Origin of the sequence: Pedobacter punctiformis (genome assembly GCF_027213715.1) — a bacterium.
In the GTDB taxonomy this organism is placed as follows: Bacteria; Bacteroidota; Bacteroidia; order Sphingobacteriales; family Sphingobacteriaceae; genus Pedobacter; species Pedobacter punctiformis.
In genome coordinates this window covers 11,881-24,369 of the sequence record NZ_JAPWGM010000004.1, presented here as the reverse complement: position 1 = coordinate 24,369, position 12,489 = coordinate 11,881, and the positions used below count along the sequence as shown (strand labels likewise).

At 36.6% G+C, this 12,489-nt stretch carries 11 protein-coding genes; 10 read left to right on the top strand and 1 reads right to left on the bottom strand.

Features of this window, described 5'->3' with window-relative positions; translation table 11 throughout:
- Positions 1-223: 223 nt before the first annotated feature.
- Positions 224-622, bottom strand: coding sequence for a thiol-disulfide oxidoreductase DCC family protein (locus O0955_RS12120; protein WP_269427810.1), 399 nt, complete (start codon positions 620-622; stop codon positions 224-226).
- 130 nt (positions 623-752) lie between these two features.
- On the opposite strand from O0955_RS12120, the gene O0955_RS12115 reads away from it, so the two are divergent.
- From O0955_RS12115 to O0955_RS12070, 10 genes are all read left to right on the top strand, one after another.
- Positions 753-1,574, top strand: coding sequence for an aminotransferase class IV (locus O0955_RS12115; protein WP_269427809.1), 822 nt, complete (start codon positions 753-755; stop codon positions 1,572-1,574).
- A gap of 158 nt (positions 1,575-1,732) precedes the next feature.
- Positions 1,733-2,278: a bifunctional pyr operon transcriptional regulator/uracil phosphoribosyltransferase PyrR gene (gene pyrR / locus O0955_RS12110; RefSeq protein ID WP_269427808.1), complete on the top strand. Its 546-nt coding sequence runs from the start codon at positions 1,733-1,735 to the stop codon at positions 2,276-2,278.
- Positions 2,279-2,284: 6 nt separating this feature from the next.
- On the top strand, positions 2,285-3,214 hold the full coding sequence (locus tag O0955_RS12105; RefSeq protein ID WP_269427807.1) for an aspartate carbamoyltransferase catalytic subunit: 930 nt from the start codon (positions 2,285-2,287) through the stop codon (positions 3,212-3,214).
- Positions 3,215-3,436: 222 nt separating this feature from the next.
- Positions 3,437-6,460: a tetratricopeptide repeat protein gene (locus O0955_RS12100; protein ID WP_269427806.1), complete on the top strand. Its 3,024-nt coding sequence runs from the start codon at positions 3,437-3,439 to the stop codon at positions 6,458-6,460.
- A gap of 4 nt (positions 6,461-6,464) precedes the next feature.
- Complete coding sequence (locus tag O0955_RS12095; RefSeq protein WP_269427805.1) at positions 6,465-8,162, top strand: porin family protein; 1,698 nt, start codon at positions 6,465-6,467, stop codon at positions 8,160-8,162.
- Between the two features lie 95 nt (positions 8,163-8,257).
- Positions 8,258-8,767, top strand: coding sequence for a GNAT family N-acetyltransferase (locus O0955_RS12090; protein WP_269427804.1), 510 nt, complete (start codon positions 8,258-8,260; stop codon positions 8,765-8,767).
- 225 nt (positions 8,768-8,992) lie between these two features.
- A complete protein-coding gene (locus O0955_RS12085; protein WP_269427803.1) occupies positions 8,993-10,534 on the top strand; it encodes an HU domain-containing protein in 1,542 nt (513 codons plus the stop codon).
- Positions 10,534-11,241, top strand: a complete 708-nt coding sequence (locus tag O0955_RS12080; RefSeq protein ID WP_269427802.1) for a MotA/TolQ/ExbB proton channel family protein — start codon at positions 10,534-10,536, stop codon at positions 11,239-11,241. Before O0955_RS12085 ends, O0955_RS12080 begins: the two co-directional genes overlap by 1 nt.
- The gene (locus tag O0955_RS12075; protein WP_269427801.1) at positions 11,241-11,642 is read left to right on the top strand and encodes an ExbD/TolR family protein; all 402 of its coding nucleotides are present in this window, start codon (positions 11,241-11,243) and stop codon (positions 11,640-11,642) included. Before O0955_RS12080 ends, O0955_RS12075 begins: the two co-directional genes overlap by 1 nt.
- Positions 11,642-12,463 (top strand): energy transducer TonB, encoded by an 822-nt coding sequence (locus O0955_RS12070; protein WP_269427800.1) that lies wholly within the window; start codon positions 11,642-11,644, stop codon positions 12,461-12,463. Before O0955_RS12075 ends, O0955_RS12070 begins: the two co-directional genes overlap by 1 nt.
- Positions 12,464-12,489 lie beyond the last annotated feature (26 nt).

The window sequence follows — 12,489 nt, the reverse complement described above, 5'->3', positions numbered from 1 at the left end:
AAATTAGATGATTTATGCGTAAAGTTTTAGCTGTTATTTTTACCCTCATTACCATTTTCGCGATTAAAGAATGTGTTTACATTTTTACAACAACAGATGCGGATATAATAAGTCAGAGGCCCCAGCTTATTTTAACGGCAATTAGCATAACGCTCCCCTTATTTATATTTACGCTTTGGCTTTGGAGGCCCAAAAGAAAAACCATTGACGGAGAAAATATACCTCAGGAATAAAATCTGCTTTTCAGCTCGGGTGTTGGTACCCAGCAACTTTCCTGCTTTCCCCACCATTTATAGCGGTTGTTTGCAATAATATCGTAAACCCAATCGCGAATAAACTTAGGAATAATCATAAATCCATATAACATTGGCCACAGGCCATTTAAATGTTTCGCAACCCTGAGCGCCGAAGAAGATCTTTTATAAAGTTTACCGTTCTCAATCAGCATCGTCGTATTCAGCTCCTCAGGATTAACCTTAAAAGGCTTTAACACTTCCCTGGCGTAATCACTTTGCAACGCTGCAAACTTAAATAATTGCTTTGAATCATGCTCAATTACAAACTGAACCGATGCATTACAAAGGTTGCAAACACCATCAAATAAAATTACGGGTTGGTCCATAAATAAAGTTAGATATTTAAAACTTTAATAAAAATCAGATTTATGTCTTATTCACACACTTTGCCTTAATTATTGGCAATAAAATTAATAATCCAGTACATTAGCTTAACTTATTAAAGCTGAAGCTAACATGTATATTTCTATTAACAACCAATTTTTCGCCAGTGAAGATGCCAAAATTTCGGTATCGGATTTATCTATTCAAAGAGGTTATGGAATCTTCGATTTTTTAAAAACCATCAACAACAAGCCTATTTTTATTGAAAATTACCTGGATCGCTTTTACAACTCGGCAAAAGAGATGAATTTAGAAGTTGATTTAGACAGAGTTCAATTGAGCGGCACGATTCAAAAACTCATTGAGAAGAATAACATACCCAATTCGGGCATAAAAATTATCCTAACGGGAGGTTATTCAGAAGACGGCAATACCCTGGTAAAACCAAATCTGATTATTATCCAAACTCCTTTAGAAATTAGTCAAAGCTTGCCCCAAAAAGGATTTTCTTTAATCAGTTACAATCATCAGCGGCAAATTCCGCAGGTAAAAACAATTGATTATTTACAAGCCATTCGTTTGCAAAAATTTGTAAAAGAAAATGATGCCGATGATTTGCTTTATCATAATCATGGAATGGTAAGAGAATGCCCCCGTGCTAATTTTTTTATTGTTACTGATAATGAAATTATCACGACTAATAATGAAATTTTAAAGGGAATTACCAGAAGTAAAATTTTGGGTCTGAATATTCCGGATTATAAATTTACAGAAAGAGATTTTACTTTAGATGAAGTTTATAATGCCAAAGAGGCTTTTGTAAGCAGCTCAACCAAAAATGCCTTTCCGGTGTATAAAGTTGATGGAAAATTAATTGGGGATGGGAACAATAAAATAACCAGCCTCATTCATGAACAGCTTTTGGCGTTAATTGAGAAAGACCAGCTGGTTTAAAATTTCTGATATTGAACTTTGGCCATCTCTGATATGGAAGCCCGAGCAATTGATTTTTAAAGGTTGTGACAGAACATTTTAGCACTGAAATTAAAAACAATCGATCTTCAACTTTTTAACCTTGAAACATTTTTATATATTTGCCCAATCCTTCTTCAATGCAAAAGAAAACACTTCTTGACGGACAAAAAATTCAGATTACAATTAAGAGGCTCTGCCATCAATTAATTGAAAACCACGACGATTTCGCGAATACCGTTTTAATTGGCATCCAACCAAGAGGTATTTTTTTGGCCGAGCGGATTCAACAGGAACTTCAAATTATTCTTAAACACAAAAAAATACTTAAGGGTAACCTTGACATTACGTTTTTCAGGGATGATTTTCGGAGAAAAGATGGCTTGGTTACCGCCAGCAGTAATTCAATCGACTTTATTATTGAAGGCAAAAAAGTAATTTTAATTGATGATGTACTTTGGACCGGAAGAACCATCAGAGCAGCACTTGATGCTTTACTGGCTTATGGCAGACCCGAGAAAGTTGAGCTGCTGGTTTTAATTGACCGCAGGTTTAGCAGACATTTACCTATCGAGCCTGATTACATTGGGCATCAGGTAGATAGCTTAGATTCTCAACAGGTAAAAGTAAGTTGGGCAAACGAAGAAGGTGAAGACAAAGTTTTATTATTATCAGATAAGCAATAGCAGAAAATGGCAGCAGACAAATTATCAACCCGACATCTTTTAGGCATTAAAGATATTAACCGGAATGATATCGAATTAATTTTCGAAACTGCAGATAATTTTAAAGAAGTGATTAACAGGCCTATTAAAAAAGTGCCTTCCCTCCGCGACATTACCATTGCCAATATTTTCTTCGAAAACTCTACCCGTACCAAACTCTCTTTTGAGCTTGCGGAGAAAAGGCTTTCGGCCGATGTGGTCAACTTTGCCGCTTCTTCTTCTTCTGTAAGTAAAGGCGAAACCCTGATCGATACCGTAAACAACATCTTATCTATGAAAGTGGATATGGTGGTTATGCGCCATCCTTATGCGGGTGCAGGTCAGTTTTTAAGCAAACATGTAAAAGCACAGATTGTAAATGCCGGCGATGGCGCTCATGAGCATCCGACGCAAGCTTTACTGGATGCCTTTTCAATCCGCCAGAAACTAGGTGATGTTGCCGGAAAAAAAGTAGTCATCGTGGGTGACATTCTGCATTCACGTGTAGCCATATCCAACATCCTTTGCTTACAGCGTTTGGGTGCCGAAGTTATGGTTTGCGGACCTACCACATTAATTCCTAAACACATTCATCAACTTGGAGTAAAAGTTGAGCACAACTTAGTTAAAGCACTGAATTGGTGCGATGTAGCAAACATGCTTCGTATCCAGTTAGAGCGTCAGGACATCAAATACTTCCCATCTTTAAGGGAATATGCTATGATGTATGGCCTAAATAAACAAATTCTGGATAACCTGGATAAAGAGATCATTGTGATGCACCCCGGCCCTATAAACAGAGGCGTGGAGATTACAAGTGATGTGGCTGACAGCAAACAATCTATCATCCTCGAACAGGTCGAAAATGGTGTAGCAGTTAGAATGGCCGTGCTGTATTTATTGGCTAGCCAGGGTTAGTATTAAGCTTAAAGTTCTGAATTGTTAATGGTATAAATTGTACCCGTTAATCAATTTTATAGTTAATCGGTTCGATAAAATTACTTTTTTACACATTCGTATTTTCCTCATACCAATTCCAAAATCCCTTCGTTAAAGTTGTGTTATCAACAGATGTTAATTACTTATGTTGATAAGCTTTGATACTATTTTATAATTTAGTACCAACCATATTTGAAACCGATGCAAAAAAAATATTTACTAATTCCGCTACTTTTAGCAGGAAGTTTTAGCAGTTATGCGCAGATAAGCGCCGTGCAAAACCTCAATAAAAACTATCAAACCGGGTTAGAATTATTAGACAAAGAAAAATACACTGCTGCTGCACAACAATTTAAATTAGTTGAGCAACAACGTTTTAAACCCTCAACACAATCAGAAAGTAATGCTGAATTGTCATTATTAAAAGAGAATGCAAAATTTTATGCAGCAGTATGCGCATTAGAGTTAACCAATAGTGATGCAGAGAGTTTATTTCAGGCTTTTATCCGCGATTATCCTTTAAATCCAAATACCAAACTGGCTTATTTTTATGTTGGAAAAACTTATTTCAACCAAAAAAACTATAAAAAAGCTTTAGAATGGTTTGAAAAAACTGATCCTTCTACCCTTTCTGGCAAGCAACGTTTAGAGTACCAGTTTAAACAAGGTTACGCTTATTTTGAATTGAAAGATTATGAAAAAGCCGAACCTTTATTTGAAAAAGTTAAGAAAGAAAGTGGCGAATTTCAGGAAAGTGCAACCTACTATTTCGCTTACATCAACTACCTGAATAAGGAGTATAAAACAGCTTTAGCAAACTTCGAAAAGTTAAAAGGTTCGCCAACCTATGAAGCCAGTTATCCGTATTACATCACTTCAATGTACTATCTGGATGAACGTTATGATGACGTAATTGATTATGCGATTCCGGCAATGCAAAAAACGCAGCAACAGTTCGAACCGGAAATGTTGAGTTTGGTTGCAGCCTCTTATTTTGCAAAATCGGAATTTAAAAATGCTGAAAAATATTTTGCAGAGTTTTATGCTAAAGATAAAAGCGAAACCAAAAATAACCTGTTCATTTATCAGTATGGTTACTCTTTATTTCAAAACAAAAAATATAAAGAATCTGTAACTGTTTTAGAAAAACTGAACTCGGATGATATTTACCTGCAAAACGGTATGTACACTTTAGGTAAAGCATTTATTCAGCTAGGCAATAAACAAAAAGCGCAGAGTGCATTTTTCAGAGCCTCGCGTTTAGATTTTGATAAAGCCATTCAGGAAGAAGCCTGGTTAAATTATGCTAAATTAAGCTATGAACTAGAGTTTCATCAGCAAGCTCTGGATGCAACGCAAAACTTCTTAAAGCAATTTCCTAACTCTAAAAAAACCAACGAAGCGAAAACTTTATTAGGCGAGGTTTTATTAACTACAAAAAATTACCAGGCCGCAGTTGATATTCTGGAACCTATTCCGAATAAAACTTTAGAAGCCAAAGAAGCGTATCAAAAAGTAACTTATTTCCGCGGACTTGAGTTTTATAACGAAAGAGCGTTTCCAAATGCTTTGGCTATGTTTCTTCGTTCAGAAAAATTTGCTGAAGACAACGAAATCAGTGCCTTAAGCATGTATTGGAAAGCAGAATCGATGTACGAATTGCGCAAGTATGGAGAAGCTGTTTCAACCTTCGAAAAGTTTTTAAAAATGCCTGACGCCGATAAAACAGGGGTTTACAATTTTGCAAATTACGCCCTGGCTTATGCAGCTTTTGAAGATGAAAAATACAGTAAGGCAGCAAATTACTTTGAAAAATTCCTTGCAGGAAACGATAAAGATCAAAAAACAATTGATGATGCAACCATCCGCTTAGCCGATTCTTACTTCGTAAATAAGAACTATGGCGATGCAATGGCAAACTATAACAAAATTATCAGCCGCAAAACTACGGCTGAAGATTATGCCCTTTTCCAAAAAGGAATGATCCAGGGATTGGAAAATCAATACGACACCAAAATTGCAACCATGCAAAGTTTATTGAAACAGTTTCCCAATTCAAATTATGCGGATGATGCAGGTTTCGAAACAGCTTATACCTATTTCAATAAAGGCGATTTTGATAAATCGAGATCGGATTTAGTTGATTTGGTTGCAAAATATCCTCGCAGCAGTTATGTACCAAAAGCTTTGGTTACCATCGGTTTGGTTCAGTACAACCAGGATCAGGACGATGCGGCTTTAGAATCGTTTAAAAAGGTAATCCGCGATTACCCAAGTGCTGATGAGGCCAAACAAGCTTTGGAATCCATTAAAAATATTTACGTAGATCGTGGTGATGCCAATGGATTTATTACTTATGCAGGCACTACCCCGCTGGGCAACTATTCAAATGCTGAGCAGGATAATATTATTTTTAGTGCGGCCAACAACTTATACCTAAAAGGTGATGCCAATGGCGCTTTATTGGCGGTTAATGCTTATTTTGATAAGTTCCCTAAAGCCATCCATGAAAAAGAGGCTAAGTTTATCCGTGCAGAATCTTTAGTAAAATTAAAACGTCCGGATGAAGCGATTCCTGATTATGAGTTTATCTTAAACGACTGGACCAGTGATTATACTGAACGTTCGTTATTAAGTATTTCTCAGGTGTTTCTGGATCAGAAAAAATACAACGAAGCCATCGTTTATTTGAAAAGATTAGAAACCACTACTGATTATAAATCGCATTACAGTTATGCCATTAACAACTTGCTAAAAGCCTACACGGCACTAAACCTGCCTGATGATATGCTTAAATATGCAGCATTAACCAAAGGATCTGAAAAAGCTTCTGAAGAGGAGAAAAACAGTTCTGGCTTATTTGCAGGTAAAGCTTATTTGTTAAAGGGAGATACTACAACAGCGGTTAAAGAATTTAAAAACGTGGTAGCCAGCACCAAAACAGTTGCGGCGGCAGAAGCTAAATACAACCTGGCTTTACTTGAATATACAAAAGGAGATTTCAAAACCTCATCTAAAACCTGTTTCGATCTAATTAACAACATGCCTTCTTACGATTATTGGGTAGCCAAATCATTCATTTTGCTATCAGATAACTATGTAGCATTAAAAGATAATTTACAGGCTAAAAGTACGCTTCTAAGCATTATTGATAATTACGACGGCAAGGATGACATTATCCCAACAGCCAAAGAGAAACTAGAAAAACTAAACCAGAAGAAGTAGAATTATGAAGTCGATTAAATATATATATAGTTCACTGTTTTTTTTAGTTGCCGGAATGATGACTGTCCAGGCGCAGGATAAAAAAACGGATGAAAAGGCAGTAGTAAATGAAGAAATTGAAGTTGTACGTCCATACAAACCAATTTTAGCAGAAGCTGTAAAACTGAGAAGAAGTCCGGATTTAAATGATGTTAAAATTTATAAAGCTAAACTTAATTACAGCGTTACGGATAGAAAGCTGGAATTAAACAGCGACATTAAAAAACTGCAGGCACAGCAACTTGCCGATGAAAAACAAACCGAATTAATTAATAACTATGTTAAAGGTGGCATTGGTAGTTTAGGAACCATACTGGGCGAAGCTTATATTAATTTAGGTAAAGATGAAGGCATGCAATTGGGTGGTTATTTTAAGCACTTCAGTCAGCAAGGTAAACTGAATAAACAAAATAGCAGTAGCCAGCAAGTAAGCATATTCGGTCGGAGCATTTTAGATCAGAATACAGTAAGTGGCCGGATTAACTTTGAACGTAATGGTTTATATTTTTACGGTATTGATAATGACAGACCAACTTTAAACCCCAATCCGGAAAAACAGGCCCTAACCCTACTTGAGGCAGAAGGCGAATTGGTTAAAAACTATACTGAAGATCAGGATGCGTTAAGCTATGCAGTTAAAGCAAATGGTTATTTGTGGAGTGATAAATACAGTGCAAAAGAAAGCTACATCGGCTTAAATGGCTATTTAAACAAACGCATTAACTCTTTAAACCTTGGTCTTGCGGCATCAACCGAATTTGGAAATACTAAAGATGCTTTAACCAGTGTTGGAAACAATTTGTTACGTTTAAATCCATACATCCGCCTGCAGGTTAAAGGTGCTAAAATTACAGCAGGTATTAATTTTGTACAGGAATTTGGCGCATATAGCAGCTCAAGGATATTCCCGGCGGTTACTGCAGATTTTACCCTAATTCCTGATTACTTACAGGTGTTTGGAGAAGTTAAAGGCGATGTAACCAGAAATTCAATGAAAAGCTTTACGGATGAAAACCCATGGTTAAACAGCAATGTCCTGGTTAAAAACACGGTTGAAAAATTAAGCATCAGTGCAGGTATTAAAGGTACAGGCGGTCCTGGTTTTGGTTATAAAGCCCGTTTCTACATGAAACAAATGGACGATATGCCTTTATTTGTAAACAACTTTACAGATTTTAACAAGTTTGATGTGATTTACGACTTCGGAAAAAGTAAAATAACTGGTTTAGAAGGCGAAATTTCAGTTCAGGTAAGTGATGCTTTAAAATGGACAGGTAAATTAAACATAGATGATTACAAGCCAGCAGCTGAAACGTACAGTTGGTTTAAACCAGGTTTAAAAGTAGGCTCTAACTTTACCTATACCTACAATAAAAAATTAAGCTTTAATGCTGCCGTGGTGATTCAGGATGATGTGAAAGCAAAAATTTATACCGCTAATCCGGTACCGGCATTACAATACGTTTCCCCTAACACCGCAATAGAATCTATCGTAACAGTTAAAGGTTATGTTGATTTAGGTTTAGGTGCAGAGTACCGTATTAATAACAAGTTTTCTGTTTTTGCAAAGGCCAATAACCTTTTAAATAAAAACTATAGCAGATACCTTTATTATCAGGTAAATGGTATAAATGTTTTTGGAGGTCTTAGTTATTCATTTTAATAATTTTAACCCAAACAAAAGGCCAATTTTCTAAACGAAAGTTGGCTTTTTGTTATTTATAATCCGCAGGCACCCTTACCTGTTAAATGATCATTATGCCAATTACCAGAGCCACATCAGCAGACATTCCTGAAATAAACCGGTTGGTTAACAGTGCTTACCGCGGAGAGGAATCTAAAAAAGGCTGGACAACTGAAGCCAATCTGCTCAATGGCATCAGGATAGATGAAGAAACTTTGGCTGAATATTTTAAAAACGAAGCCATTACCCTATTAAAGTATACCAATGACCATGGAAAAATTATAGGTTCCGTTTATTTGGAACTTAAAACGCCAAAATTGTATCTGGGCATGTTCAGTGTATCGCCAACCTTGCAGGGAAACGGTGTTGGAAGAGCGTTAATTGAGGCAGCAGAAGTAATTGCAAAACAACAAAATTGCGATACGATTACCATGACGGTGATTAAAGGTCGCGAAGAATTAATTAGCTGGTACGAACGCCGCGGTTATTCTTTTACAGGAGAGATACAACCTTTTCACGATAATGTACGTTTTGGACAACCAAGACAATTGATAGAACTTATTGTTATGGAAAAAATGATTTGAAGAAACAGGACAATTGAACCCACGATTTACTGCAATTTGCTTAGAAGTATACCATTTTTATCTTTGTATCTGTTATATTTGAAATTAAGCAATTTGGAGAACATTAATGGTTTAAACCTGTGCACAACTAAATTAAACAGACTTATTTTTAAAATAATATTATAAAATATCGTTTTATATAGTCTAAACACTTGTTATAAATATAAAACGCTTAATTTTACCGGAATGGATATCTTATCATACCTTTTAGAACTCTTGCAACAAAGCAAAGAAGTTGGTATTACCGGCTTAGGCACTTTTTATAAAAAGAAATTTCCGGGGAGATACGATAAAGAAAAACAATCGTTTTTACCACCAGCCTATGCCCTTCAATTTACAAAAGAAGTTAAAGAAGAAAACGCACTTGCAAATTTTGTTGCAGCTAAAAAAAGTATATCTGCAGAAAGCGCACAATACTCTATTCAGCAGTTTGTAGAAGAGATAAACAGCAAGCTTGAATTAGAGCATGAAGCCAGCCTTGAAAACCTGGGCCGTTTATTTTATACCGAACATGAAGGTTTAAGTTTTGAGGCTGAAAAAAACATCAATTACGGATCGGAGTTTTTTGGACTGCCCGCATTGACTGAAGCTGAAATTCAAAAACCGGCCGATTTACCTGCCACACCTGTTTCTAAAGAGGATGATGTTTATGAAGAAATAGCAGAAGCACCAACTGCAGCGGAACATCAGAATATTGATAAAACAGCGCAAGCCGTTCCTGAAATTGAAAACGTAGAACTGGATGAAGTTAATGACGATTTAAAAAACACGTTAAAACATTCAGAGAAGTCGGTCGAAAATGAGTTTGAAGTTCCCGAAACAATTGCGGAACATGAAGAACCAGCCGGAGTTGAAAAAACGCATGATCATGTTGAAGCACCTGAATTTATTAAAGAGCAACATGAAGAGCACCCTAACCGCTTTGGACATAAACCAGAGTCTGAACCGGAACATCACCATACAGAAAAGCAGGAAATAGTTGAAGATCAAGTTGAAGAAACTGTTAGCTCTTCTGTACCGGAGGCCGATGCTCCTAAAACTTATATCAACCTGCATGATGAGCTTCGGAAAGAAGAAGTTATTAATGAAGCCCCAGAGTTTATAAAAGAACAACATGCAGAACATCCTAACCGCTTTGGCCACGATCCGATAGCTCCTGAATATGCAGAAGAGCAGCAAAAAATGTCGGCCTGGATTAAAGTTCTTTTTGTAATAATCATTTTAGCCGTAATTGCAGCAATCTTGTATTATGCTAAACCTGAATTATTTGGAAAAGCCAAAACAGTAGAAACTAAACCAGCTGCTGCAATTGTTGATACCAATAAAGTAGCCATCGACACTGCAAAAATAAAACAGGATTCTATTGCCAAAACAGACAGCATTTTAAAAGCCAACCAGATAAATGCTTCAAAAACTGTAAAAACAGATAGTTTGAAAAAGGTTAAACCTGCTGCAACTGCAGTTACGGCTATACCAAATACCGGCCCTGTTACGTTTGAAGTAATTGGAACTTCTGTAAAAACAAACAGAAGAGCGGAGCAATTTGTGTATGCCATGAAAAAATATGGCATTGATGCTAAAATTATTAAAGGTTTGCCAGGCAAATTGATCAAAGTAAGCGTGGGATCATTTAAAACAGAAACTGAAGCAAGAGCACAGAGACCAATTTTAGAGCATAAAATAAACATTAAAGGACTTTACATACAACAGATAAACAACACACCATAATGATTACACTATTAACCATTCAGGATACCTCAAAAGCATTACAAGACACTTTAAATGCAGCTAATTCAAACTTAAGCCAGCCAACTCCCGAACTTCACTTTATTGACCTGCTTTTTAAAGGCGGCTGGGTAATGATTCCACTGGCTTTTTTAGCCTTTTTAGCGTTAATCATTTTTGTTGAGCGTTATTTAACCATTAGAAAATCGACCAAAGATGAATCTAATCTAATGCTTCAAATCAGGCAATACATCCAATCCGGAAATCTTGAAGGCGCAACAGCACTTTTAAGAAACAACAACTCTCCGCTTTCGCGTATGTTGCAAAAAGGTTTAAAGCGTATCGGCCGCCCAATTAAAGATATTGAAGGTGCTATTGAAAACGTTGGTAAACTGGAAGTTTCAAAACTTGAAAAAAACATCAGTATTTTAGGTATTGTTGCAGGTATTGCACCAATGCTTGGTTTCGTAGGTACAATTGTGGGGGTAATTACCATTTTCCACCAGGTATCCATTAAAGGTGCCATCGAAATAGGTACCATTTCAGGTGGTCTTTATACTAAAATGATTACTTCGGCTACCGGATTAATTATCGGTATTATCGCTTATGTTTTATACCACATTTTAAACATCATGGTTGAAAAGATCATCCTTAAAATGGAAACTGATGCAATTGATTTTATTGACTTATTAGAAGAACCAGGTAAATAATGAATTTAAGAAAAAGAACAAAAGGAAGTGTAGAAGTACATACGTCGGCATTAAACGACATTATGTTCTTCCTGATGCTGTTTTTCCTGCTGGCCTCTGCGGTTGTAAACCCGCAAGTGGTTAAATTGTTATTGCCTCAATCATCAAGCGGTCAACAATCTACAGCCAAAAAAGCAGTTACAGTAACGATAGACGAAAATTTAAAGTATTTTGTAGATAAGAAGCCAACTCCTGCAGATCAGTTGTTGCCAGCAATCGAAACTTTTCAAAAGCTGGCACCAGATATGACCATTATTTTATATGTGGCTAAAAATGTTCCGGCAGAAAATATTATGGTTGCTTACGATGTTGCAAACAAACTAAAATTAAAACTTGTTTTAGCTGTTGAGCCTAAGAAATAATGACTTACAAAGAGGAAAATAATTACCCAAAAGCGATAGCCATTTCTACAGGGATAATGGTTTTTCTGCTTGCAATAAGCTTTTTTATCGTCATCGGGTCTTTCCAACCACCTGAAGAGGTAGGCATGGGCGGCATGGTTGTAAATTACGGAACAGCTGAAACCGGTATGGGCGATGATTATACCAGCATAGAAGAGCCTTCTGCAGATCCTAATGCAAATAATAAGGCACCTGATAAAGTAGTACCGGAAGAAAAGGTAACACCAACTACTTCTGTACAATCAAGCGATAAGGAAATCCAGACCCAGAATACAGAAGACGCAATTAGTGTAAATACTAAAAAGACTAAACCAACTACCGCTACGCCTACCCCAACTACAGAGGATAAACCCTCAAAACCTGTTATTAATCAAAATGCCTTGTACAAAGGGAAGAAAAATACAGGTCAGGGACAGGGAGATGGTACGGGTAATACACCGGGCAATCAAGGTTCAGTAAATGGAGATCCACTTGCTAATAATTATGGCGAAGGTGGCTCTGGCAATGGAAATGTACAGCTTACGCTGGCCAGCAGAAGATTTGTAAATATTCCGCGTATTCAGGATGATGGACAAAGTGCAGGTAAAATTGCCGTTCAAATTCGGGTTGATAAAAATGGAACAGTCGTATTTGCCCGCGCTGGTGCAAAAGGAACTACCCTATCTGATTTAGCCCTTTGGAGAAAATGTGAACAGGCTGTATTAGGTGCAAGTTTAAATAAACTGGAATCAGCCCCCGATGTACAAATTGGTGTGGTTATGTTTAATTTCAAAGTGAAATAGGCTGAAATCACAACACAGCTAATCTT

Excerpts from the sequence above, each read along its gene's own strand:
- O0955_RS12120 (WP_269427810.1), bottom strand. The coding sequence starts at position 622 with ATGGACCAACCCGTAATTTTATTTGATGGTGTTTGCAACCTTTGTAAT.
- O0955_RS12115 (WP_269427809.1), top strand. The coding sequence starts at position 753 with ATGTATATTTCTATTAACAACCAATTTTTCGCCAGTGAAGATGCCAAA.
- pyrR (WP_269427808.1), top strand. The coding sequence starts at position 1,733 with ATGCAAAAGAAAACACTTCTTGACGGACAAAAAATTCAGATTACAATT.
- O0955_RS12105 (WP_269427807.1), top strand. The coding sequence starts at position 2,285 with ATGGCAGCAGACAAATTATCAACCCGACATCTTTTAGGCATTAAAGAT.
- O0955_RS12100 (WP_269427806.1), top strand. The coding sequence starts at position 3,437 with ATGCAAAAAAAATATTTACTAATTCCGCTACTTTTAGCAGGAAGTTTT.
- O0955_RS12095 (WP_269427805.1), top strand. The coding sequence starts at position 6,465 with ATGAAGTCGATTAAATATATATATAGTTCACTGTTTTTTTTAGTTGCC.
- O0955_RS12090 (WP_269427804.1), top strand. The coding sequence starts at position 8,258 with ATGCCAATTACCAGAGCCACATCAGCAGACATTCCTGAAATAAACCGG.
- O0955_RS12085 (WP_269427803.1), top strand. The coding sequence starts at position 8,993 with ATGGATATCTTATCATACCTTTTAGAACTCTTGCAACAAAGCAAAGAA.
- O0955_RS12080 (WP_269427802.1), top strand. The coding sequence starts at position 10,534 with ATGATTACACTATTAACCATTCAGGATACCTCAAAAGCATTACAAGAC.
- O0955_RS12075 (WP_269427801.1), top strand. The coding sequence starts at position 11,241 with ATGAATTTAAGAAAAAGAACAAAAGGAAGTGTAGAAGTACATACGTCG.
- O0955_RS12070 (WP_269427800.1), top strand. The coding sequence starts at position 11,642 with ATGACTTACAAAGAGGAAAATAATTACCCAAAAGCGATAGCCATTTCT.